General features: G+C 44.4%; 22 protein-coding genes. 17 read left to right on the top strand and 5 right to left on the bottom strand.

What is annotated here, in order from left to right; genetic code table 11:
* Positions 1-9 precede the first annotated feature (9 nt).
* Positions 10-951: a DNA ligase gene (locus A1QO_RS08965; RefSeq protein WP_017039912.1), complete on the bottom strand. Its 942-nt coding sequence runs from the start codon at positions 949-951 to the stop codon at positions 10-12.
* Positions 952-1,141: 190 nt separating this feature from the next.
* Between A1QO_RS08965 and A1QO_RS08960 the strand changes: the two genes are divergently transcribed.
* The 17 genes from A1QO_RS08960 to A1QO_RS08880 all read left to right on the top strand — a co-directional run bounded on the left by A1QO_RS08960 (position 1,142) and on the right by A1QO_RS08880 (position 20,295).
* Positions 1,142-1,462, top strand: a complete 321-nt coding sequence (locus A1QO_RS08960) for an STAS domain-containing protein (protein WP_017033366.1) — start codon at positions 1,142-1,144, stop codon at positions 1,460-1,462.
* Between the two features lie 43 nt (positions 1,463-1,505).
* A complete protein-coding gene (locus A1QO_RS08955; protein ID WP_017039911.1) occupies positions 1,506-2,339 on the top strand; it encodes an OmpA family protein in 834 nt (277 codons plus the stop codon).
* Between the two features lie 85 nt (positions 2,340-2,424).
* Complete coding sequence (locus A1QO_RS08950) at positions 2,425-4,500, top strand: SLBB domain-containing protein (protein WP_198926683.1); 2,076 nt, start codon at positions 2,425-2,427, stop codon at positions 4,498-4,500.
* The gene (locus A1QO_RS08945; RefSeq protein WP_017039909.1) at positions 4,500-5,186 is read left to right on the top strand and encodes a hypothetical protein; all 687 of its coding nucleotides are present in this window, start codon (positions 4,500-4,502) and stop codon (positions 5,184-5,186) included. The genes A1QO_RS08950 and A1QO_RS08945 overlap by 1 nt, the downstream gene beginning before the upstream one ends.
* Positions 5,187-5,521: 335 nt before the next feature.
* Complete coding sequence (locus A1QO_RS08940) at positions 5,522-5,845, top strand: Hpt domain-containing protein (protein ID WP_017039908.1); 324 nt, start codon at positions 5,522-5,524, stop codon at positions 5,843-5,845.
* 101 nt (positions 5,846-5,946) lie between these two features.
* On the top strand, positions 5,947-7,461 hold the full coding sequence (locus A1QO_RS08935) for a sigma-54-dependent transcriptional regulator (RefSeq protein ID WP_017041198.1): 1,515 nt from the start codon (positions 5,947-5,949) through the stop codon (positions 7,459-7,461).
* The gene (locus A1QO_RS08930; protein WP_017041197.1) at positions 7,442-8,491 is read left to right on the top strand and encodes a glycosyltransferase family 4 protein; all 1,050 of its coding nucleotides are present in this window, start codon (positions 7,442-7,444) and stop codon (positions 8,489-8,491) included. The genes A1QO_RS08935 and A1QO_RS08930 overlap by 20 nt, the downstream gene beginning before the upstream one ends.
* Positions 8,492-8,643: 152 nt before the next feature.
* Positions 8,644-9,852, top strand: a complete 1,209-nt coding sequence (locus A1QO_RS08925; protein ID WP_017041196.1) for a glycosyltransferase — start codon at positions 8,644-8,646, stop codon at positions 9,850-9,852.
* A 117-nt stretch (positions 9,853-9,969) separates the two neighbouring features.
* Complete coding sequence (locus tag A1QO_RS08920) at positions 9,970-11,406, top strand: lipopolysaccharide biosynthesis protein (protein ID WP_017041195.1); 1,437 nt, start codon at positions 9,970-9,972, stop codon at positions 11,404-11,406.
* A complete protein-coding gene (locus A1QO_RS08915) occupies positions 11,406-12,776 on the top strand; it encodes an O-antigen ligase family protein (RefSeq protein WP_017041194.1) in 1,371 nt (456 codons plus the stop codon). Before A1QO_RS08920 ends, A1QO_RS08915 begins: the two co-directional genes overlap by 1 nt.
* Positions 12,777-12,892: 116 nt before the next feature.
* The gene (locus A1QO_RS08910) at positions 12,893-13,633 is read left to right on the top strand and encodes an acyltransferase (protein WP_017041193.1); all 741 of its coding nucleotides are present in this window, start codon (positions 12,893-12,895) and stop codon (positions 13,631-13,633) included.
* Positions 13,626-14,801, top strand: coding sequence for a glycosyltransferase (locus A1QO_RS08905; protein ID WP_017041192.1), 1,176 nt, complete (start codon positions 13,626-13,628; stop codon positions 14,799-14,801). The genes A1QO_RS08910 and A1QO_RS08905 overlap by 8 nt, the downstream gene beginning before the upstream one ends.
* Entirely contained in the window at positions 14,798-16,225 is a 1,428-nt protein-coding gene (locus A1QO_RS08900; RefSeq protein WP_017041191.1) for a GumC family protein, read from the top strand. Before A1QO_RS08905 ends, A1QO_RS08900 begins: the two co-directional genes overlap by 4 nt.
* A gap of 225 nt (positions 16,226-16,450) precedes the next feature.
* Entirely contained in the window at positions 16,451-17,605 is a 1,155-nt protein-coding gene (locus tag A1QO_RS08895; protein ID WP_017041190.1) for a glycosyltransferase, read from the top strand.
* On the top strand, positions 17,602-18,798 hold the full coding sequence (locus tag A1QO_RS08890) for a glycosyltransferase family 2 protein (RefSeq protein WP_017041189.1): 1,197 nt from the start codon (positions 17,602-17,604) through the stop codon (positions 18,796-18,798). The genes A1QO_RS08895 and A1QO_RS08890 overlap by 4 nt, the downstream gene beginning before the upstream one ends.
* Before the next feature lie 13 nt (positions 18,799-18,811).
* Positions 18,812-19,450: a sugar transferase gene (locus tag A1QO_RS08885; RefSeq protein WP_026026752.1), complete on the top strand. Its 639-nt coding sequence runs from the start codon at positions 18,812-18,814 to the stop codon at positions 19,448-19,450.
* Between the two features lie 272 nt (positions 19,451-19,722).
* Entirely contained in the window at positions 19,723-20,295 is a 573-nt protein-coding gene (locus A1QO_RS08880; protein ID WP_017038863.1) for a nucleoside triphosphate pyrophosphohydrolase family protein, read from the top strand.
* 141 nt (positions 20,296-20,436) lie between these two features.
* On the opposite strand, the gene btuD is transcribed toward A1QO_RS08880, so the two are convergent.
* The 4 genes from btuD to A1QO_RS08860 form a co-directional block, all read right to left on the bottom strand.
* Positions 20,437-21,192: a vitamin B12 ABC transporter ATP-binding protein BtuD gene (gene btuD, locus A1QO_RS08875; RefSeq protein ID WP_017038862.1), complete on the bottom strand. Its 756-nt coding sequence runs from the start codon at positions 21,190-21,192 to the stop codon at positions 20,437-20,439.
* Positions 21,179-22,174: a vitamin B12 ABC transporter permease BtuC gene (gene btuC, locus A1QO_RS08870; RefSeq protein ID WP_017039897.1), complete on the bottom strand. Its 996-nt coding sequence runs from the start codon at positions 22,172-22,174 to the stop codon at positions 21,179-21,181. Before btuC ends, btuD begins: the two co-directional genes overlap by 14 nt.
* 139 nt (positions 22,175-22,313) lie before the next feature.
* Positions 22,314-23,342 (bottom strand): succinylglutamate desuccinylase, encoded by a 1,029-nt coding sequence (locus tag A1QO_RS08865; RefSeq protein WP_017033385.1) that lies wholly within the window; start codon positions 23,340-23,342, stop codon positions 22,314-22,316.
* Positions 23,343-23,582: 240 nt separating this feature from the next.
* Complete coding sequence (locus tag A1QO_RS08860; RefSeq protein WP_017041188.1) at positions 23,583-25,391, bottom strand: M3 family oligoendopeptidase; 1,809 nt, start codon at positions 25,389-25,391, stop codon at positions 23,583-23,585.
* Positions 25,392-25,626 lie beyond the last annotated feature (235 nt).

The raw sequence follows: 25,626 nt of genomic DNA, 5'->3' as shown, positions 1-25,626 counted from the left end.
ACCTGACTATTAAAACAGTTTACGCTCACGTAAATAACGAGCAAATTTTGGAATACCATTTTGTGTCCATCCATTATATCTAAACGTGATCGTTGAACCTATTTGGGGTGGGTTACGTCTTTGTTCATCAGTAAACCCGCTACCAATATTAAACTCAGCGCCCGATTCTAGCCTGACCCGCAACGAACCCATCAACCCTCTGTATTTACCCTCTCCAAGCTTATACCCAATAACTAATGCTTCTGTATCCTCATGCTTTTTCAATTTAAGCATGTCATTACTCCGACCCGCCTGATAACGGCTAGTCACTTTACGCAGCATGATACCCTCGCCGTTGTCACTACTGACATTGTCTAAATGTCGAAACAGCTCTTCCTCTGATGCAATCGGCTTGTGTTCTACGTATCTAAGGTGAGGGGCGCTGTTATGTTCAAGCCAGTGTAAAATATTGTAATACCGTTTCTGATAATCACCGGCAGACTGAGGCATATCAAACAGCATGTAATCGATTCTCTCCCATGCAGAGTCAGAAGGTACTTTGTCTAGAACCGTTTGTTGTACAAGATGAAAATTACCACGTCCCGCCCAAAGCTCTCCTTCTAGCGCAAAGTTGGGCAACGCTTCGGTGAACCAATCTGGCGCATTAATTGGGTTGCCCTTTCTGGTTAACAGCGTCTTTCCTGTCCATATCGCGCGAATACCGTCTAACTTTTCACTTTGCCAGTACTCCTCAATATTTATTCCTGACTGATAACTGTGTGCATTCATCACACCCATGTCATACGCAAGCTCTGCGTAACTTGGGCAGCTAAACGCAAGGCAAATTCCTATTGAAATTACAGATAACCGCACGAAACACTCCTTGTCTGTTGAGTTAACGTATTCTTCCAGAGAACGGCTAACTAAGTTCACCACAATCTTGTCAATGCGAGCAGGCTCATAACAATTCACTCACTTTTCCATACAGTTCACACTATCTGTGGGTTGTTACCCGTGTTTATATTTTGATTCTCAAAATGAGAATAAACGATTTCCAAATTGACAAATCCCTAAAAATACAACCTATCCATCTGATATATATAATATTAATTGATGGCACAGAACCTGCTCTATAGAAATAAACCAAACAGGAGTAATTATCATGGAACTACGAACTATTGAAGCAAGTGACACAATTCTGACATTGGAAATTATGGGTAACCTAGATGCTGAGGGAAGCAAAGATGCGCTGCCACATATCGATCAAGTCATTACTCATGATCGCCATAGTGAGATAGAGCTCGACTTTCGCAACGTGGCATTTCTCGACTCGTCGGGAGTTGGCGCGCTGGTTTATCTTTATAAACGTTTGATAGAACGAGAACGTTTTATGCGCATTGAAAATGTTACGGGGCAACCTTTAGAAATCATCAATTTACTGCGTATAGGACAAGCCATACCGGTAAACAAAAATTCTCACTAAATGCAACTATACTAATAATACTTATAATAAAAGGACGTTGGCAATGAAGGGATTTCATAACTCAATAGCTTTGATTGCATCCTTAACGATTTTGTTTGGATGCACTAGCTATCCAGAAGAAGGCCGTGGAGGGTTAGCTGAAAGTTATGCCGGTTCCGAGTTTTCTCCCATCATGCCGAATGAGCCACTGGGCCCAGAGCATGGTCTAAGATTTGACTGGCAACTCGCTAAACTTCAATTGGACTCGTTAATCAGACAAGGGGCCAACTGGTGTTTTCCTGCCGCGGTCGTTCAAGCGACAGAGAAACAAAATAGAATTGCTCGCGAATTAGAAGGTGGACTGCTTCTTGATGCGGCGAACGACCTAGTAATACAAAGAAAACGTTTGAATGAACTGGAATTGCAACTCGATTATGTTACTTCAGAGACAAGATGCTCCCCGCCTTTGAGTCAGTTCAAACTGGACCAACAGCTTGTGGTTATTGATCAGCTGTTCGAGATTTTGAACGTCGATAATCAATTCGCTACAAATTCAGTAGAGATTAACCCTAAATACATGGGCCATTTAGCAAGAGCCGCTAATATTCTGCTCGAAAATCAAGACTTGAAGCTCTCTGTGACCGGCCATGCTGATTCGCAGGGGAACGACATCGAAAATGAAAAGCTTGCCATGGGCCGAGCAAAGCAAGTCAAACGCTACCTTACCATTTTTGGTTTAGCACCAAACAGGATTACCACTCACTCTCTTGGTGCTCAGTTACCCCTATTTGAAGGTGAAAGTCAGGCGGTTATGCTCACCAATCGACGCGTGAGCATCGAAATTGTATCGACACTTGATCATTCAGTGACGGCGTCACAGGGGGGCTTGTATGATTAACCTTATATTTCAGTTTGCGCTTAGGTTAAAGTTAAAATCAGGACGAAAGTGTAAGCGTCTATCTATCGTATTTCTCTCTGTGGCAATGACACTGAGTCTGACTACTGCTTGGGCGACAGAAGAAGTATCGTCCAAAGAAATCGTACAAGTAGGCGATCTCATCCAAGTGAATCTCCCCGGAGAAGGCACCTTGAATAAGGGCTTTCAAGTGAACAAACGCGGAAGAATCACCCTACCCGAAGTTGGCGCGCTTTATGTCGTTGGCTACGATGAGAAACAATTAAAGAACGCTGTTTTAGGGGCGTTAGAATCCGTATTCAGAGACTTATCAAATGCCGATGTCTATATTTCAGAGCAGCAAATTCTCATCTCAGTTCAAGGGTATGTAAACTCACCCGGTGAATACACGCTAGCGAAAAGCGCCGATATTCAAATGGCACTTTACGCAGCAGGGGGGCTTCGCTCGGGCGCCCAGCTTAATAACATGTTACTTAAACGCGGTGGAGACAAACAGACATTCAACTACAAAGCATTTTTAGATTCCGGTGATGAAAAACAGCTTCCAACCCTTCAATCTCTCGATACGCTGTTTGTTCCTGCCTCACCGTTAGTCAGTAATATCGAGCAAGAATTCGACCCTGCTAAGCTCGCTGATTCAGGTGACAGTGCCGACGGACGCAGTGCGATTAAGGTCTTTGGAGAAGTGAATGCACCGGGTTCTTTCTCGTTTAAGGAAGGCAGTGATTTGGTGGATATTTTAATGCGCTCTGGCGGTGTCACACGTTATGCGAGTGTTGAGCAAATTCGGATCATTACCAACAATACGCCAGAGCTGTTTAATCTAAAGCGATACCTTGATAGCGGCGACTCTTCCCTGCTACCTAAACTCAACCCAGGCTCAACTGTTTTTGTTCCTAAGCAAGAAGAAGAAATCAAATCCGGCGCAAATACCGTTTACATCATGGGTGAAGTCGCTTCTCCTGGTGCTTTTGAAGGGAAATTAGGCGCAACCTTTATGGATATTTTGGCTAACGCAGGGGGGCCAACTCGATTTGCAGAATCCCGTCAAATTCGTGTGATTAAAGCCAGTGGACAAGTCATTCCATTCGATCTGACTGCCTACACAGAAGGTCTTCAAGGATCCAAGCCACCCGCTATAGAGCCGGGGGACGCGATTTTCGTACCTGAAAAGACCGATATGAACGAAAAATCGTGGCTAAAGGTATCACCAAACCGAGCCGTCAATGTGATGGGACAAGTCGTCAGACCCGGTCGTATCGAATGGTCGGACGAAATGAATTTGATGGACTTACTTTCCCATGTTGGCGGCCCGACACTTCGAGCCGACACCACTAAGATCGAGGTTATCGATGCAGAGAAACAATTAGTGGTCTTTGATTTAGACGCGTTCATTTTAAATGGTGCGAAGCCGAATGAACTTCCTTCCATCTCTGCCGGTTCGATCGTCCGTATTCATGACTTACCACAAGATCCTTCTGACAATAAATCTCAATGGGTACGTCAAAGCTCAGATGCTTCTATCTATATTTTTGGTCAAGTGAACACGCCTGGACGCTTTAGATTCACTAAAGAAATGCATTTTCTCGACATACTGGCTGCCGCAGATGGCCCGACAAAAGAAGCAGATATACATAATATTAGAGTCACGCACCGAGACAAAACCTACTCCAAAGTCAGTAAGCTCAATCTATCACTCTATTTTGAAACGGGAGACGAAAACTTATTACCGACCGTGACCATGGGCGATACGATTTATATTCCAGAAAAAAACAAGAATTGGTTAGATCGCTCGAAAGAGTCAACCATACGTGTGCTTGGTGCGGTCAATAAACCCGGTCGTTATGTTTTTGACGACAACATGACCATCTTAGATATCCTAGCAGAAGCTGGTGGTCCAAGTGATAACGCTTATGTTGAAAAGATTTCTGTCGTCAATATGTCTTGCTGTCAGGGACAGGCTAGAACATTTGATCTGATTGAGTTCAGCCGTACCGCCAATATAAGACAGCTTCCTGTTTTGCGTGCTGGTGACACCATTTTTATCCCAGACCAGAGTGAAAGCTTCATGGAAAAGGCCCGTGTAGGTCTAACCGATATACTCCGCCTAACCACTACGATTGTACTAATAGGAGCGCTCTAATGGCTATTCCTGCGACCCATGCTGAAATTGAACAAATTTATTTGTCTGCAGAACTTTCTGGGTGTAAATCACTGTGCATCACCGCTTGCCAATCGCTAGATGGCGTCACTTCAGTCGCTAGTGCTTTGACTGAACGATATATGCTAGCAGGACATAACGCATTATTGGTCGACTTAAACATGTTTAATCCCGCCTTTAAAGAGCTCACCATAAGCCCAGAAGGGAATACGCAGTTGATAGAACATGTCGACAGCCATCGATTGTTCACCGGTGTCGCGATACCGAGCGATCAATCCACACAACTTGCGTATAAAGATCCGACCTTTATGAGCCACGCAGTAAAAAAATGGCAGGGTCAATTTGATCGAGTGATCATCGATACCTCTCCGTTATTACAAATTAACCGTGGCAATATACCCGCACAGAGTGTCGCCAGTGCCTGTGACAAAACGATCCTGGTAGTAAAAGGAGGCAGTACCACTTCATCTCATATCAAAAAAGCGGTCGAACTCTTGAGCAGTGATCAAATAGATTTGCTCGGCACCGTGCTCAATGTAAAAGATCAACCGACTTTAAGTGCCGAAATTATTCGCGAGCTAAGACGCATTCCTTTCCTCCCCAAAAAGCTTAGAGTCAAACTCGAAAATTGGCTGAGCCGAAATGAATTTTTGTCATTATCTGCCTGACTTTAATCCTCACTCTATCTCTTCAATCTTTGTTTAGGTTTAATCTAGAATAGTTCGGCGTTACTTTCTTGCTTCTTGCTTCACCCTATCGTTATAAGTGAATAAGTGAATAAGTGAATTTATCGCAGCTTATTGATAAATTGAGCTTATTCACATCACAAAATCGCTATTCATTCACCTCTGCGTTGCCAAAATATCAGAATTTTTTTCATACTGGGCTATCATTTTAATAATGAATAAGTGAATGCTGACCAGAGAGAAATTAACCATTGAGCGTATCAAGTGAACTACCCGAATCTATCTCTAAGTACGTTGATGAATCGATATTGAATCAAATGATTGCTGACACCAGTGCAGACGTCATACCGATCCTAATCGATCATTATGTTGAAGAATCTGCGCTTCGGTTAAGCAACATCACCGAGGCAATGAACAGCAAAAATGTGGAACAGCTTGAGTTTGAAACACACACATTAGGAAGCGCGGCTTTCGCCCTAGGTAACCGCGCACTTGCAGAACTCGCTAGAGAAATTGAAAAGCAGTGCTTACAAAAGCAATTTGACGTTGCGCTTGATCGTATCCCACTACTGCTGTCTTTGGCCAAACGTTCTATTGACGCCTTGGTCATGAGAAAAGATTTAGGATTTATAGACGCTTAGATTATTAGACGACGAGTTTGATTGCCCTTATTCATTTTCCAACTTATAGATGTGTTCATTCTATATAGCGTATTTCTATATTAGTTAAAAGGACGTAGCAGATGAGACCCAAAGTACTACTCGTAGAAGATTCAACATCGCTTGCTGTGCTTTATAAGCAATACGTCAAAGATGAACCTTATGACCTATTTCATGTTGAAACAGGCAAAGAAGCCATCGCGTTTATAGAACGTAATGTGCCAGATCTTATTATTTTGGATTTAAAACTCCCCGATATGTCGGGTGAAGATATACTGGACTGGATTGGTGAAAACCAAATTCAAACCTCCGCTGTCATTGCAACGGCTCATGGTTCGGTTGACATTGCCGTCGGTCTCATTCAGAAAGGGGCGAAAGATTTTCTAGAAAAACCCATCAAAGCCGATCGCTTAAAAACGTCTATTTCACTGCACTTGAAGCAGGCAAAGCTTGAGCACCTTGTTGAAGATATTGAAGCAAGATTCGATCGTAACCGATTCCACGGTTTCTTGGGTGGATGCCTTTCCATGCAAGCGGTTTACAAGATTATCGACTCCGTTGCCCCCACCACGGCAAGTGTTTTTATTCACGGTGAAAGCGGGACCGGGAAAGAAGTTTGCGCAGAAGCGATTCATAAAGAAAGCCAACGTTCAAAAATGCCATTTGTCGCTATTAACTGTGGCGCAATACCTAAAGACTTGATGGAAAGTGAAGTCTTCGGCCATGTTAAAGGCGCCTTCACCGGAGCGACGAGTGATAGAAAAGGCGCGGCGTCAATGGCAGATGGCGGCACACTGTTTCTTGATGAGTTGTGCGAAATGGACTTGGACATGCAGAAGAAGCTTTTGCGCTTTTTGCAAACAGGCACATTTACTCCACTCGGTGCGACAAAGGAGGTCAAAGTTAATGTACGGATCTTATGTGCAACGAATCGAGATCCACTTCTTGAAGTTGAGGAGGGTCGATTCAGAGAAGATCTTTACTACCGAGTGCATGTCGTCCCGATTGAAATGCCGCCTTTGCGTGAGCGTGAAAATGATATCGTTATCCTCGCCAATCATTTCCTGAAAATCTATGCGAAAGAAGACCGTAAAAAGTTTACTGGTATCAACAAAGATGCAGAACTGCTGCTTAAGAAATATCAGTGGCCGGGAAATGTTAGGCAACTGCAGAATATTATTCGTAATATTGTCGTCTTGAACGACGAAGCCAAGTTATCCGTCGCTCACCTACCCGCTCAAATTCTGGCCACTAAACAATTGGCCACTAAACAAACCGCTAAGCATGTTCCCAACCACACACATAAAGACGCCTCATCGCCCAGTCATGAGAGAAGAACAGAGGAGGTAGCTCTAGTATCCGCTCCCTCGCCTGCGCAGGATGCTTTGATGGCGTCCCATGACAGTCAGGAATCGACTGCGTCTAAAGCATCCACCATTAGACCTATGTGGCAAATAGAACGCGAGACCATCCAAAATGCAATAGATTATTGTGATGGAAACGTCCTAAGCGCGGCCGTACTGTTAGAGCTAAGCCCGTCTACGGTCTATCGCAAGAAGCAAGCTTGGGAATCGGATGATGAACACAGCACTGCCTGAACCACTCGACGATAAAAGGGTTTGGCTTATCATCGATAGCCTGACATTTGGCGGTATCGAAACCCATGTTTTTGAACTTGCCAAAGGATTAAAGGTATTCGATGTTAACGTTACCGTGGTGTTTGTTGCCCATTATGGACAGCCCGCTCTTCTCTCTGAAAAGCTAGAGCAAGCGTCGATACCTTTTTTTTACTTAAACCATGCCTTTCCTGCGCGTAGTACATTCCAATCACTGACGTCCGCAATAGTGTTTCACAAACCTATTCTTATCCACGCGCATGGTTACAAAGCAAGTATCTACACTCGACTGGCGCGCTTTGCCACTCCAAAAGTATCATTCAGACACATTTCTACTTATCACGCAGGGGAAACACCAAAGGGTCGAGTGAAAATCTATGACTTTGTTGATCGGTACACCTCGATGTTGTCTCACGCCTGTTTATCAGTCAGTGATTTGATAAAGAAAAAAATCCCAACCCCCACTTTTACTCTCAATAACTTTATCGATACGGCCGATGTCTCACAATCTAAGGGCTCTGAAATCGCGTTTGTTGGACGCATGAGTATTGAAAAAGCCCCCGATCGCTTTTTAGACTTGTCCTATCAAAACCCTCAATATCACTTTCATTGTTATGGCAGCGGCCCGATGGAAACCGAGCTAAAAAGTCGTGCGCCCGCTAATCTTGTCTTTCACGGACACCAGACCAACATGGATTCGATTTGGCAAAACATTGAACTTCTTGTGATTCCATCCCGATATGAAGGATTGCCCATGGCCGCACTAGAAGCCATGGCCCGAGGCATACCTATTCTTTGTACCAATGTGGGAGACTTGAACAAACTGATTGAACACGATATCAATGGGTTCATAACGAATAACGAGGCCGAACTCAATCAGTACCTGGCATTGTGGATCTCAAAGAGCGAGTCCGAAAGAGCATCTATGAAGGTGGCCGCGATACATAAAGTAGCCGATCAATATTCAACCCACAGCGTTCTTCCTCAGATATTAGCCATTTATCAAATATGATTCTCAAATTGAGAAACACGAACCCTCACAACACCATAATATAAAATATAGCTATATATCAATGGCATGTGATGGCATTCTTCATGGCACATCAATTGCAATAACCCCTTGTAAGAGAAAAAGTAACTTCTCGCTGAGATAAGGGGCCGAATATGAAACTAGCAAAAAACATACTCTTTGTTCATTGCGGAAACGATGATCATAAAGGCAATGAAAACAGCCTGCTTGGTATCATCGCAAACATCGATCGCGCTCGTTTTACCCCATTTATTTTGACAAACAGCTCGTTACTTCACGAAAAAATGCGCCAGATGGGTCTTCATAGTGAACTGGAGCCTTTTTCAATACTGCTTGGCTGGTCAAGCCCACGGTTCAACATTCGTCAGTGGTTGACGCAAGTTAAATACGCAAAAGCCTACATCGCTAAAGCTAATATTGATTTAATTCATGTAAACAGCGGAGCGCCTTGTCAGTGGATGTATACGGTTGCCAAAGTCACGAATACGCCAATGATTACTCAATTACACTCTGACTACTCTGCACGCGAACGTATCACGTTAGGTCTCCATCACTCGCCTAGAATCATTGCAGTCAGCAAATCAATCACACACCAACTCATCAAAGAAGGTTACCCGCGAGCGCGTTTATCCATTGTTCCTAACGGAATCGATGTGGATCGGCTTGAAAAACAAGGCGCGGTAGACATAAAAGCCCAACTCGATATTGGTGATGATGCTTTTACCTTTGTCACCGTGTGTTCTCTGGTTCACCGAAAAGGGGTCGACCGCCTACTTCTTGCGATGCGTCACTTGGTTATGGAATACCCACACGTTCACCTGGTTGTTATTGGTAATGGGCCTCAAAGAGAGCAATTAGAGCAACAAACTGACTACTTATACCTGTCGGATAATGTTCATTTTGTTGGCGAGCAACGTTACGTACAAAGTTGGTTAAAAGGTGGCAATGCCTTTGTGAGTGGCGCTCGTAAGGAGGCATTCAGTCTCGCGATTGCTGAAGCTGCTCTTGCTGGGCTTCCTATCATCGCGCCTTATGAAGGGGGTGTTCCTGAAATACTGGAACATAAAAAAACCGCCATTTTTTATAAAAACACCAGTGGCACGTGCCCAATACTGAATGCGATGCGAGCGGTGGTTAAAAATCCCAAAAGTGCACAGGCCATTGGACTTCATGCTAAAGAACACATTTTGAATAACCATACCGCTGTTCAAAATATTAGAGCGATCGAGAAAATATACACAAAAGCGATGGCCGACAATACGAAAGACACAGTAAATCTCGTCGGCCCTAGTTGGGTATCGCTCAACCCAATCAAGACCTTTCTAGCGGATCGTTTTGCATAATAACGTGATGATAAATAAACAGAATAAAAACCAGACAAACACGCATAAAATGAAAATGTTATTTGGCGCACTAAACGCTCTTTTATAAAAAAGAGCGTAATCACAAAGGCGAACATTATGATCATTGATAGACTTCCCAGTTCCCTAAAAAACATGCTGACGTATGCGGTAAGTATTTTTTTAGTCAAAGGCATTTCATTGATCATGCTGCCGATCATGGCTCAGTTTTTGTCTCCAGCACAGCTCGGAAAACTCGAGTTACTGGCGACCACCACGGTATTTCTGAGCTTATTGGTTGGCTTGGCGATGCATGAAAACCTCTATCGTTTCGTCGGCGAACTGAAATGCAAAGTCGAGCAATTTAACAAGGTGAGCCAGCTTTATACGTACGCGGTAATGCTGTCGCTCATGGTCGGTTCTATCGTCACCATTGTTCTATTTTTACTTCCCCCTCTTCAATCGGTGTTTACTGTCCTCGATATTGCGCTTTTGTGCACGGTGCTTGGCTTTGAGAGTGCGCTAGGGATAAGTATGGCGTGGTTGCGTTTTAAAGACCGAGCGACCTCATTCCTAGTGATCAGCGTGGTTAGCACGGTATTTCAAGTGTCAGCCATTGTGGTCGTTCTGTATATTGCCCCGGTTGTTACCTATATTTATGCGGTGGGTGTGTTAACCGGGCTGTTGCAGCTCGTCATACTACACAAGACCAATGGTTTCACTTGGTCTTGGGGTGGCCTGAAAAACCTCAATAAACTGCTCAAGTACTCGTTTCCACTGATGCTTTCTACGCTGGTGGCGTTTGGATTGACTGGTGCGGAAAAATGGATCATTGGGTATTCTTTTTCTATTGAAACCCTTGGTCTATATGCCGTGGCAGCTAAATTTTCTCTGGCTATGTGTATTCTGATCCAACCATTTAGCATGTGGTGGATGCCCAAGCGGTTTAACGCATTGTTGTACCGGGGAAATGAATATACGGCACGCGTTACTCAATGTGGTTTCGTCTATATAACGATTCTTGCTATTAGTGCAGCGAGTGTCAGCCAGTTGTTCATCACATGGTCCTTACCGTCAGACTACTTCCCTGCTGTTGAGTTGTTGACTGGGGTCATTATTGTTGCACTATTTAAAGAGCTTTCTGACTTGTTTAACATCGGAATACTACAACAAAAGAAGACCCAGTTATTGTTGGTGATGAATGTTGTTTGTACTTTGGTTGGGCTTGGGTTGTGTTTAACGCTATCGTCGTACGGCATTTGGGGGATCATCGGCTCAATCGCGTTCGCACAAGGATCACGGGCGGCTGCGCTGCTTTATTTCAGTCAGCGACTGGTAAAACTACCGTTTCAATTTACCGCATTGCTCCTGATCCTCATCAACACTCTTAGCTGTTTAGCACTTGGATTTATCTATACGCACCCTGTATGGCTCATTTTAATTACCTTGTTTGGTGCTATATTCAATTTAGCTATCGCGTACCGATATGAATTTCTGAGTGTTTTCGATTTCCCTCGTTTTTCGAGTGACTTACAAAGAACTGTTCGAGGATCCTAATGACCAGTGAGCACCGATTAAACTATGTGGGACTGGCTACCGTTTTTTGTTTGGTGATTGCCATCGCTTGGTATTTGGTCCCTCACCCGATTATTCCGATTATTATCGCGTTGATCCCGCTTGGTGCTTTGTTCGTACTCAGCCAGACTTTTTGGTTGGTGACACTATTCGTTCTTTTTTCATTTTTCCGGATTCACGAAGCAATACCGGCCCTATACTCCCTTAAAATACCTTTGATACTGTCATTGGGGGCGCTCTCTGCGCTGCTATGGCATACCCTAATCAGTCGGAAAATTCAGGTGTATTGGCACCGTTCACTAACATGGCTATCTGTGTTTTGGATCTTAGTCGTTGTAGGAATTGTATTTGCATCGAATATCGGTATTGCGGTGGCCAACTTCAAATCAATCTATTGGAAAATCATTGTCATGACGCTCGCTATAGCGTGGTTAGTGAACAACGACAAAAACATAGGCCGAATCGCGATTATGATCGTTCTGTCAGGGGGGCTCATCGCTTGTGTTGCATTGTACAACTCTGCCAACGGTATCGATTTGGTCGAAGGAACTCGTGTTTCAATTGGCCGCTCTTTTGGCTCAATGCTGGGTGACCCTAACGATTTGTCGTTGGTTTTACTTTTCCCTCTCGCTTTTTCCATTGGATTATCCACTACCCAACGCGTCCCTATCATCACTCGATTTCTTGCTTTATTGGTCACATTTTTACTTATGAGTGCGATCATTGCTACTCAAAGTCGCGGTGGTCTATTGGGTTCGTTAGCGGTTATCGGAATCTATGCCTTTAAGTTGATCCGTTCAAAAACCCTACTGATTTCATTAGGGGTAATCGGTGCCATTGTCCTATATTTTGTTGCTGGGATTTCGGACCGATCATCAGGGGGGGCGGCCGAGGCAGGTATCGACGAATCAGCCATGGGGCGAATCTACGCTTGGGAAGCCGCTTTTAAAATGGCGGTAAGCAATCCGTTGACCGGTGTGGGCTTAGACAACTTTTTTGCCAACTACTTCTTTTATAGCTCTCATTGGGACGGTCTTAATCATGCGGTACACAGTACCTGGTTTGGTGTTCTCGCTGAAACAGGGTTTCTTGGATTAATCGTATTTTTGGGATTCATTACCTCTCTGATACTTAGCGCCAGAAAGACACTGGCCGCTATTGCCCAAAACCCAAACCAATATTCAGTTCACCTCACTGTCGCTGCAAACGCTGTGTATGCAGGCCTATTAGGCACCATCGTTTCTGGCACCTTTCTGACTCAAGGGTTTAACTGGCCGATTTACATACTGGCTGCACTGACTGTCGCGGTTGCCAATATCGCTCAAAATAGTTCTCAAAATGAGAATCAATAAACAACCACCTCAAAAACCTGACTTAACAACATCTAACCACCTGTAAATTAAGCACTTATTTTATGGCACGTTCTGTGTAATGGCTATAGTCATTGGAACAATTGTCAGGTGAAACTATGCTAGATATCCACACTAATAATTTGAAAACCTGGTTACAATGCCACCCTAACCCGGCTTTTCGTCATGTTTTTTTGATTCTCAAAAAGATTCGCATGTTTGAAATCCCCACGCCTCAAATTTTTAACAAAGCTGTCTACCAAATTTATAAGTTCGTCTCTTCATTTTGGAGTTCGCTGACGCGTGTTTTTTTCCACACTCCAGCGTTCAAAGGTCGACTTAATCACTATGGTCGTGGCTTGTACCTTTATGGAGGAATCCCATTTGTATCAGGTCCACTCAAAATAACGCTAGGCGATGATTGTCGAATCTCAGGGCAAACCACATTAAGTGGACGCTCTCTAAGCCAAAACCCACACCTTAGGGTTGGCAATAATGTCGACATCAGCTGGCAAACCACCATTGCGGTAGGTCGAAACGTCATACTAGAAGACAACGTCCGTATCGCTGGTGGTGGATTTTTATTTGGCTATTCCGGTCATCCGTTAGATGCACGTCGACGAGCGCTTGGAGAGCCTGATGATGAATCTCAAGTTGGCGATATCATTTTGAGAAAAGATGTCTGGCTAGGGACTAATGTGACGGTTCGCCAAGGGGTGACTATTGGAGAAGGCACAGTCGTTGGAGCCGGCAGCGTGGTGATTAGTGACCTTCCGCCTTATGTGATCGCCGCAGGCAATCCAGCGAAAGTCATTAAATCCATCTTACCTGAAACTCATGGAGGAGAAAGTCATGCATGATCTCATCGTATTCGGCGAAGACTTTGGCGGCCTTCCTTCCAGTACCCAACACCTGATTAAGCGTTTAGCGCAACAGCGTAAAGTTGTTTGGATTAATTCCATCGGATTACGCCAACCTAAGCTAAATTTGAACGATGCAAAACGTGTATGGAATAAGCTCTTAGGCCGTTCAAAATCAGGGTTTTCGCCAAAACAACCCCACTCTGTCGACAACGTTGCCTTATTACGCGAGAAAGAACACCAAGACGTAAGCACCCCAAATAACACAATGGATCTAACGATTGTCAATTTGAAAACCATTCCCGCGCCACAATCTCGCGTCGCAAGAAAGATCGCGAAGTCTCTAATGTTACGACAACTGAAACCTATATTGACTAAAGCAACACTTCATCACCCTGTGCTTTGGTGCTCTTTACCCACCGCAGCCGATCTCTGTGGTCACCTAGGCGAATCCGCAGTGGTGTATTATTGTGGCGATGACTTTTCTTCATTGGCCGGTGTTGACCATAAAACCGTGAGTGAACACGAAGCAAAACTGATTTCTAAAGCCGACATGATCTTTGCTGCCAGCGAAGAAATGGTGTCTCGTTTCCCCGAACACAAAACTCACTTTATTCCTCATGGTGTTGATGCTCACCTGTTCGCTACCCCAGCACCTAGAGCCCAAGACCTTCCTAATCGAGGCAGACCAATCGCCGGATTTTATGGAAGCCTCTCAAACTGGCTTGACTACGATATGCTCGAACAGGTCGTTAACCATAATCAGGATTGGGATTTTGTATTCATTGGGCCACAAGAGTTGAGCGATTCTCGACTTCCCAAACATAGCAATGTGTTTTATTTAGGGCCTAAGCCACATGAACAATTGCCTCAATACAGCCAGCACTGGGATGTAAGTCTGCTACCCTTTAAATTGAATGGTCAAATAATCGCATGTAGCCCATTAAAACTCATGGAATATTTAGCATCAGGAAAGCCTATTGTTTCCACCTCATTTCCGGCATTAGAAGCGTATAAACGCTACGTAAATGTGGTTTCAAATAGCGAGGAAATGAGCCAAGCTTTACATCAAGCGAGACAACAAAAGCCACTGCCTTCAGGGATTGTAAATCACCACAGCTGGGATGCGCGCAGCAAATTGGTTGATAGGATGTTGGAGCTACTATGAATGAACTCAAGTACCGATTAATCGTTATTTTTAGTGCCGCCTGGAGAAGGCGTTATCTCATTTGTTTGCCGATTGTTATTCTTCCTTTCGTCGGGGCGATAGTCTCTCAGCTCGCCCCAACCTCATACCGTTCGCACACCAGTATGCTGATTCAAGAAACCGCTAAGATGAATCCCTTCTTGGAAGATCTAGCGGTATCAACCATGTTAAAAGATCGACTAAACGCGCTCAGTACCTTACTCAAAAGTCGCCATGTACTCAATTCGGTTGCTTTTGAGCAAGGGTTAATCGATGAGAATTCGTCGCCAAGTGACATCGATAAAGTCATGTATGACATATCAAAAAGTCTGACGGTGACTCAGTTAGGAAAAGACTTTTTAAAAATTGAGCTTGAGTCTAAAGAAAGTGAAGGCATGAAAGAGTTGCTTCAGTCTATCAGTGACCATTTTATTGAACAGTTACTCGCTCCTGAGCGCTCATCGATTAAAGATTCGAGTGAATTTTTGGCTTTTCATATTGAAAAGAGACAAAACGACCTCGATCTCGCAGAAGATGCCCTTGCTGATTTCAAAAATGATAACTCTTCTGTGAGCCCAGAACTTCAAAGCCAAAGTTTGACGCGATTGGCCGTTCTAAAACAAAGTCTTGCTGAAAAACAAGCCGAACTTGCTGGTGTTAAGAAAAGCTTGGGCAGCCTTGATGACCAGCTTTCAAGAACCAATCCCGTGGTTGGAAAAATCGAAGAGCAGATTATAGAAATACGCAGCGAACTCAGTTCTTTAAAAGCCAGATACACTGAATCGCACAGCGCCGTTCAGGCAAAAAACCGCGAATTGTCTCGTTTGGAAAGTGAACGCTCTGCACTGCTTAATGTCGAACAACCGAACCTTAACAGCGATCAACTTTGGGATATTGCCAGTACATCCACCTTAACCGATCTTTCTACGGTTCAGCCTTTGCTTGTGACTCAACTCCACAGCCTTCAAATGGTTCGCAGTCAATTTGAATCTCTTAGTGAAGAGACCAAAAGCCTGAAACAGATGATCTTTGAGCTTGAACAAAAAGCGAATAATTTTGGTGACAATGCCAAAGCGCTATACCGTCTTCAACGGGACGTTCAAATCAAGCGTCAACTTTACGATGAGTTGGTCGAACGCTATGAAATGGCTCAGCTAACGGGATCTTTAGGGGTCTTTGAGGAAAACAAGCGAGTCAAAATCATTGATTTACCTTATACCCCCAGCCGTCCTTCTAATCTAGCTCCTGTATTCTTTATTCTCGCAGGATTAATAGCGGGTATCGCCCTTGGCTGCGGATTGGCCACCGTTACTGAACTCTTTGACACTTCAATTCGACGTAAAGACCAGCTTGAAGATCTTACCGGAATTCCTGTTATTACCATTATTCCAAAGGTAGGAAGCTAACCATTAGCTTTCTGCCTGTTGACAACCATTCTCTAGCGACGCTTTCCCTCATTATGTTTTTCATATCGATTCTCAATTTGAGAGGGATGATTAAAACACTCACACACACCACCTAAGCCATTAAAAATAATAGAGAAATCAAACTGGCACGCTCCCTGCAAACCTCTGTAATAAGCAAGATAAGTGAATATCAATTACCGATGTGGTTAAAACCAAGGAGCGCATATGAACTCGAAAAATTCCCAATTAGGACAGACCGTTGTCCATGTTGTACAGCACCTTGCGCCAGGCGGACTTGAAAGCCTTGCTCTCGATCTTCTCAGTTTTTCTACGCCATTAAACCGTGTCATGATCGTCAGCTTAGAAGGTGAGAAGAACCAATCGATCACAAACTGGCCACGACTTAAACCTTTTGCGAATCAAGTGTTGTTTCTAGAAAAACAACCTGGAGTAAAACTCGGCACGCTAGCTCAACTGATCAAAGTGTTCCGTCAAATCAAACCTGATGTCGTTCATACTCATCATATTGGTCCGCTTGTTTACGCGGGTCTGGCAGCGCGATTGGCGTCTGTTCCAGTAAGAATTCACACCGAGCATGATGTTTGGCACTTAAACAATGTTAAGCACCGTCGTCTTGAAAGAGTCGCGTTAAACATCTCAAAACCCCAGTTGGTCGCCGATGCGGATCAGGTTAAAAACGCCCTGCTGAACCACTTCTCATACGAAAACACCATCACGATTAAAAATGGAATTGACGGTGATAAGTTCCAGCCAGGGGCAATGGGTGTGGCTCGTAAACACTTCCACCTGCCGAGTGATAAAACACTGATCGGTTGCGCGGGCCGCTTAGAGCACGTTAAAGGCCACGACCTCGCGATTGCTGCACTCTCTTACTTACCACGCAACATTGAACTGGTGATTGCAGGTGATGGCAGCCAGCGTCAAAAACTGGCACAACTTGCTAGACAATACGCAGTGAGTGACCGCGTCACATTTTTAGGGATGGTGGATGACATGCAACGATTCTACCAAGCTCTGGATATATTCTGCATGCCATCACGCTCAGAAGGCTTTCCACTCTCTCCTCTTGAAGCGCAAGCCTGTAACGTACCAACCGCAGTCACGGATGTGGGCGCAAGTAAAGAGACGCTTTGCCCAACCAGCGGACGGTTAATAAAAGCCAATGATGTGCATAATATGGTGGATGTGCTTTTTCAAATGGCTCGTAGACATGCCAATTTAAATTCAAGCCTTCAACCCAATGTCGATGACAAACAGACTCCACGCGAATTTGTTCTAAAACACAATAACATTAGAAACATGGTGAAATCGTACGAGAACCTGGCATTGAAAGCATTGAACACGGAGGCGGCAGTATGAACAGTATCGTTGAGCTGCTTCTTGTCTTAATATCTGCATTGAGTGCGATGCTTATCGTTTACCATCACGTCGGTTACCCGCTATTTTTAAAATGGTATTCAAAGCGTCATACACTTAGCCATGTGTCTGACATCGTGAGAGGTTATCGCGGAAGCGATCTGGACTCGACGCGTCCATCCATCACTATTTTAGTCCCTGCTTATAATGAGGAGCGTTGGATAGCAGAAAAGATTCGTAATCTCGCGAGCTTGGATTACCCGAGAAAACGTTTATCGATCATCATAGCGTGCGATGGTTGCACAGATAACACGGTTGAAATCGCGCAGGACACAATACAAGAATCCATTTGCAGTGATGTTCACTTTGAAATCCGCGACTTTGCTGAAAATAAGGGAAAAGTCGCAGTGATTAATCATCAAATGAAAACGATCACCACTGACGTTACCGCACTTTCTGATGTTTCAGCCTTGATCTCGATTGACGCTTTGTTAGTCGCTGAGCAGCACTTCCTTAACGAATCCACTGGTGTGCTGAACGGTCATTACCAATTGCTGTCAACCAACAACGAAGGGGAAGCGAGCTATTGGAAATATCAGAGTCAACTCAAGCAAAACGAAGCGTCACTAGGCTCAACGCTGGGCGCGCACGGAGCATTCTATCTGTTTAGGACGCATCTATTTGAACCTATTTGCGAAAACACCATTAACGATGATTTCATTTTGCCGATGACCATAGTGAAACAAGGCTACAAGACATTGTACGATGAAAAATTGGTGGCGCTAGAGTTAGAAGAGACGAATCAAAACAACGATTTTAAACGCCGTTTACGTATCTCTGCTGGCAATATGCAACAGGTCATTCAACTATTTGGCCTATTCAACCCAAGATACAAAGGCGTCGCTTTTGCCTTTATATCAGGTAAAGGCTTAAGATTGATGACGCCATACTTAATGCTTGTATGCTTGACAACGTCGATGATGTTGATGCATCACACTCTATTTTTTGCTGCCCTGATCGGTCAGTTGACGATCTACTCAATTGCTGGCTTGAGCCTACTATTCCCAAGCGTATTCAAATGCAAATTATTCACACTTATTACCTACTTAGTATCAGGACATTTCGCTAACTTTGTTGGTGGGTTACGTTACCTACTTGGTTTTGAATCTGGTCGCTGGACGCGTGTAAATCACTAAGGATATTATTATGATGACGAATAAATCTTCCCGTATTTCAATTTGGTTCGCAAAACGCGCTTTTGATTTAGTTGGCTCCGTTGTAGCGTTGTTATTGCTTAGCCCAATCATGCCGTTTATAGCCATCGCGATTAAATTGACATCAACTGGCCCTGTGTTTTACAAGCAGCTGAGAGTTGGAAAATCCACCCCTAGCCACATGGCCTTTTTCGATATTATTAAGTTCCGTACCATGTACGAAGACGCAGAATCACGCTCAGGCGCAGTGTGGGCAACCGAGGGTGACCCGCGCATCACTCCTGTAGGTCGCTTCTTACGTAAAACTCGCCTTGATGAAATCCCACAGTTGTTCAACGTCATCCGTGGTGAAATGTCGTTGATTGGTCCAAGGCCTGAACGCCCTAGTTTTTACAATAAATTAGAAACGGCCATCCCATATTTTGCTGACCGAACCTATGGCGTTATGCCTGGTATTACGGGGCTTGCTCAGGTAAACCAAGGATATGACACTTGTATTGATGATGTTCGTCGTAAGGTCGGGTTCGATCATAGCTACGCACTCTCTTTAGGATCTTTGCGGAACTGGTTGTTGATGGATTTGAGTATCATTTCAAAGACCATTTTAGTCATGGTCGATGGTAGAGGCCGTTAACGCGGCGACCATCCTCATCTGAGATTGTTTACAAACACATTGGCCTTTCGCTTCGTTATGTCTTCTACGCCGCGTTGGGCCAATTCAGTCAGTCATGGGGGGGGGGTTCTATAACGCGATAGAAGTTAGAACAGGATCAATACGAGCACAAGACAGATGTTACAGCAAGATGGATATTAGAACGAGATGGACACTAGAACGAGATAGAAGCTAGCGCTGTGCTTTGGTATCATATTGAGAAATTAACAAGCCTATTTATAACGGACTTTTTCATGCTTTTATCTCAATTGACTCAACCTATCTTTGACCATCTTTATCGCGATATTACCGAGTTTCGTAGTACCTTCGACCTGCCTGTTTCTGATGTCGCGAGCTTAAATGAAAAAGCCGATACATTGCATACGTCTTTAATTATCGAAGAGCTGACCGAACTGGCAGAAGCGGACTCAAAAATTGAACAAGCTGACGCCATTGTCGATAGTGTGTACGTTCTCATGGGGCGCCTTGTTCACCTTGGCCATAGTCAGGTCGACGATAACCTTGCCATTAGCTACCTGATTGATCTGCTGCTTAATGTGGCCATTAACCGTGATATTGAGTTCTTGCCATGCTGGGACGAAGTACACTCAAGCAATATGAGTAAGGTATGCCGCAATGAAGCGGAATACACAGAGACAGAAACATTCTATGCAGAGCAAGGAATCGCATTGATGGCGGTACAAAAAGGCAATTACATTATTGCTAAGTGTGCCGAAGATTTTGTAGCGGAAGGAAAAACCATTCGCCAAGGTAAAGTTCTGAAGTCCGTTTATTACCGCCCTGCCGATTTAACGCCGCTTGTTTAATCTAATGAAAATCTGGGCATATTCAGCGTTTCTCGCACAGGCACAGAAACGACACAGAAACCGTATTGAAACCCATTAGGTATATTAGCCCGATCAAAATAGCGAGCCAGTCGCTCGCTATTTTTGTATTGAGTATTCCGTTTAGTCAAAAATCAAATAAGGTCGCTTGTCTACCTGCACTTTTTTAACTGGAATTTGGAACACCTCAGTGAGTAATCCTGGTTCCAGTACTTCATCGACCTTACCCACTTTCTGCATGATGCCATTACTCATCAGAATCGCACTGTCTGCATGGCGCAACGTTCGATTCAAATCATGGTTAGCCATAATGACACAGAGTCCCCGTTTTGCCACGACATCAATCAATCGATAGAGCAAACTTTCACGCGCAATGTCGAGGGGGGCTGCAGGTTCATCTAGCAGCAGCAGTTTGGCATGAGGGTTAATATCCGGCCATACCTGTAAACAGATAGAGGCGAGTCGCACACGTTGCCATTCTCCGCCAGATAAATGGTGAATAGAACGGTGCATTTTATCCTGTATGCCGACTAACGCTGTGAGTGTCTCTATCGCTTGTTGAACCTTGGGCTCATCAACATGGCAACAGTGCGGCACGGATAACGCAAGATACTGGAATACCTCCAAGTTAAATGCAGGTCGATCACTTTGAGACAGGTAAGCCCGGTGCTCCGCGAGGGTTTCTAATGACGTATTTTCCACTTCAAGTGAATCGATAACCACGCTTCCAGTGAAGGGCAATACTCCTGATATCGCGGAAAGCAGTGTACTTTTACCGCTGCCATTTGGACCAATGATGTGTGTCACCTCACCCGCTTTGCATTCAAACGAGAGAGGAAGAATTCTCGACGCGACGGCAACACTTTTAACGTGAATCATGATTTTTCACCAACATCCAAATGAAGATTGGTGCTCCTATGGTTGTGGTCACCGCGCCCAACGGTAACTCTGCAGAATCAAGAGCTAAACGTGCGATCAAATCGGCCACAACCGCCAGTAAAGCGCCACTTAACGCCGAAACTGGGAGCAAATATTTGTTCTCCGTACCAAATGCTAAACGCAAAAGATGCGGTACCACCAACCCAACAAACCCAATAACGCCACCGAGAGCCACAGAACCACCCACCAAAATTGAAACCGCCACAATCAGCTTCCAACGTATGGCATCAATGTTGAGACCCAGTTGTTTTGCGTGCGCTTCGCCCATCATGAGTCGATCAAGCGTCTTCCCTTGTAAACAGAGATAGATAATCACAGGGATCAGGAAGAGTGTCACCGTATGTTGCTGCCAGGTCGTTCCCCCAATACTCCCCATTAGCCAGTACATTAATTGACGTAAACTTAGGTCATCACTGAAGTAAAATGCCCAAGTTACGACCGCACTGGCTAAAATGCCAAGGGCCACACCGACCAGTAACAGCCGAGCGGTGGTCAATCGCATCGCCTTGGCCATGGTCACTAAAATTAACGTAAACAGCATAGCGCCTGCCATTGCCGCTAACATAAACGCGTAGGTGGATGACGCCATCGGAAACAGAAACAACACCACGACCATCGCGACACTGGCCCCACCAGAGATACCAAGCACCCCCGGCTCTGCCAATACGTTACCTAAAAGGACTTGTAATACCGCGCCAGAAACGGCGAGCGAGGCACCGATCGCCATGGCGGCTAACAATCTCGGAAGACGTAATTGATATAGTAATTGGTACTCTAGCGATGAAATCGGTTCAAAGGGAGAAATCGTCAGTTCGCCGACGAGCAAATACACCGCACTGCTGACGAGTAATAGTGTAAAAAGAAGAAAAGAATAGCGCATCCAACGTCGATGCTTTTTTTGGAGAAGCTGATTAAAATCCATGTTCTTGTCAAACAACAATGTTTGAAGACCTGTGAAAAAATAATGGCCTAACCTTAACGTTAAGCCATTAAAATAGAAAGCAGTAACCGTACTTAATCAAAAGACACCCCGTTAAAAGGTACTTAATTGAAAAATGCGATTAGTCGTAAACCGCTTGCTCATTGTCGTAACGTATGGAAACTTCGCAAACCATCAATGCCGCACGTTGACCTATGACGACGTGGCGATTAGGAAAAACAATGGCTTCATCTTCATTTTTTGCCATCAAGGGTTTTTCACCGTCATAACCGAACACTTCACCGTGTTTAAAGCTCGTAAAGTTTTCTACGTCATCATCGAACAAAAAGTTAAACTCATTGTGCATTCTGACCAGTGTTCGACTAACACGATACATCACTGGTTTTCTAGGGAGATGTTCCGGTTCGCTTCTCGCGACCAAATCACGCAATGCCAGATCGAAAGCCACAAGCTTCTCTAAATCATTCTCACCAATTCGTGCCACCTGACCAAGCTCAATCGTCAAGGCCTGAGCTGAAAAGTTTTCAGCACTAAACCAGCTGAACGTATTGGCTGGTGAATTGGAAAATAACACGGCTTCAATATGTGCTTGTTCGACAAAATTGAGTAACGCACGGCCTCTCACCGGGTATCTCGTCTTAGGGCTCACAGCGAACGAATAGTGCTTAGACGTACGAATGGCACAATGGAGATCAAGGTGCCAACGCGTTTCTACTTTGGTGCCGCTGTAAAAACGAGTCACTGTACGCTTTAAATTATCAGCAATGGTGACTTCTCGACTCGGCTCGTGGTGTTTATCATCAAACAGTCGGTTTAAATTTTCTTCAATAAAACGCGTGTGCTGATTGGTCGCTTCAGGGTGAGCGATGATGAATAAACAACGTTCAGAGACGGTTTGAAAACCTGATAATACATCAGAAATAATTTTATCGATGATTTCCATTGGTGACGTTTCATCACCATGGATACCACACGAAATAATAATATTTTTTGTTTTGTCGTCGTAGTCAGCTGGTATCACTTCCAGCACGCCACGTTCATGCAGCTTTAGAGTCACTCCGGATGGCGCGGTAAGATCCGACGCTTCTACTTCTTGATTGATATCTAAGCTGTCTAAAAGAAATGATTGGCGAAAGATAGTTTTCGTCATGTGGTACTCCTTTATTTCACAGCGGTATGTTAATGAATTGAGTGCGCAATTTATGTTGAAAGGATCCCACTTATTAATAGTAATTCGAGTATAAATCGCAAAAACGGCATCGGAATGGGTTACTCGGTGCTTATTGGTGTTCGAAGTAACCCTAAAGAATCCTCAGCGATGGAAGAAATAACAATAACTTAGTACGACATTTATCGACAAGATTAATGGCATCCTATGAGTCATCTTCGGCTAGTTTTCATCGTTTCTTATCGCCAGTAACGCTTCGAATTCTTCCACTTTCTCATTGACCAGATCAATACTCTGTTGCCAAAATTCAGACCCCGTTAACGTCATGCCTAAGTGCTTTTCTACAACTTGTTCAGCGTTCATACTTCCTGTGTCACGCAACAATGACAAATAGTCTTGGTAGAAATGGGCCCCTTTGGCTTCCCTTTGAGCATAAACACCCTTACTAAACAAATAACCAAATAGGTAAGGATAATTGTAAAAGCTAACGTCAGAGATACTAAAATGCAGCTTACTCGCCCAGAAGTACGGGTCTGGCTGTGACATCGAATCCCCATACCACTCTTGCCAGTGTTTACTCATCAACGCACACAGTTTGGCCGCCGAGAGCTCACCATTTTTCCGTTGAAGGTAGAATTCTCTTTCAAATTCAAATCGAACTGGAATGTTGATCATCAATGCGTAACATGACGACAATTCTTCCCACAGCATTTCTAGCTTTTCATCCGTCGTTTTTGCTTGGTTAAGTAGATAGTCTCGAACGATATTCTCAGCAAAGATTGAGGCAGTTTCTGCCAATGTCATAGGGTAACGAGTTTGACACAAGGGCATCCCCTTCATGACCCAGTTATGGAATGCGTGGCCAAGTTCATGGGCAAGAGTAAGAAGATCCGATCGGCTTCCGCCCCAGGTCATAAAGACAAGCGGTGAACGTGTCGCCGCCAGTTTCGTACAATAAGCGCCCAAACGGCGTTGTTGGGTCGGCGCGGCATCTATCCAGCCATTTTCGACCATAACATCGACAAACTCAGCCATTTCGACATCAACGTCCGAAAACGCATTTCGAATGATTTCGATTGCCTCGTCAAAAGTATACTGTGTGGCCTCGCCTTCCCCGAGTACAGGCATAGCTGCTAAGTGGTTCCATGGCTGCATTTGATCGAGTTCATGCACTTTCGCCATCAGTGATCCCGCTTTTTGCCCCACGTGACGATTCAACTTCGTAACGGATATCATAGAATCGAGTGTTTGTTCCGAGATTCGGCTTCCGTGTAAGCTTGATTCCAGAAAATGGATGTCGCGGGTGTGCGAACGTTTGTCTGCCTCTGTATGACGCCACCCTGCTAACGCATTGAGTATGGAAGCAAAGCTCTCTTGATGCAGTGACATAGCGTCTTGAATGGCTTGCCATGCGGCTGGTTGTTTCTCAAAATCACAGCCATAAAGCAAACTTGCCGCTTGAGATAACCCCATCATTTCTTTGGAACCATCTGGGTACTTAAGCGTAACCTCTAGGGTTCCAGTCAGGTTGTCATACATTCTGCCCCAAGCGTCTTTTCCATCAACTTCTAGTGCCGTAATCAATTGCTCCTCCGTCACTGAGAGCCGGCTATCAGCCAGTTGTCGTAAACAATCAAACTGGAACGCTTGCCCCGAAACATCCGGGCTAGGATGAGCCAAAACCTGCTCAATATACGCTTCGTCAGCATGAGTAATGGTATCGCGGTAAGGACTAAAGGCTTGGTTAAGTTCTGAGTTAAGTTTTGCGACTCTCCCCATGAGTGATTTGGCGACATCATTCGATGAATCAACGGAGGCGTAGCAAGTCGCTACGGTATTGATGGTTGCCATCAGTGTGCCCGCCGCTTCAGAGGTTTGCACCGCGTTTTGCATTACGTTCACTTGAGTACGATTTTCGACATGTACTTTGAGGGCTTGGATGCACTGTTCAATTAATTGGATATCTTGTTCAATTTTTGGATCGTCTAAATGTTGATACGCAATAGAGAGATCCCAACTTGGTGCAGTCATCGTTTTTTCCTTAAATGGATAGCAGCCGCTATATTTGTGAGCGTCTATTAGGGCGTGTTGATCTTTCGCGGTTAAATTTTGTTCGAGATAAAATCGTTTTAGGCGCGGCGAGAAGTATGACGACCAGTTATTCTAAGCAAATACTTCTCAACACTTGCTTCTCAACAAAGCATAAAACGATTGTAGCCGAACCCTTCGGGCAGCCCTTGTTGGGTATTGATACTGCGTTAGCGGC

It is taken from the genome of Vibrio genomosp. F10 str. ZF-129 (genome assembly GCF_000287055.2).
Classification (GTDB): Bacteria; Pseudomonadota; Gammaproteobacteria; order Enterobacterales; family Vibrionaceae; genus Vibrio.
Note: the sequence above shows the minus strand (reverse complement) of the source record. Positions and strands in the feature narration are given on the sequence as shown.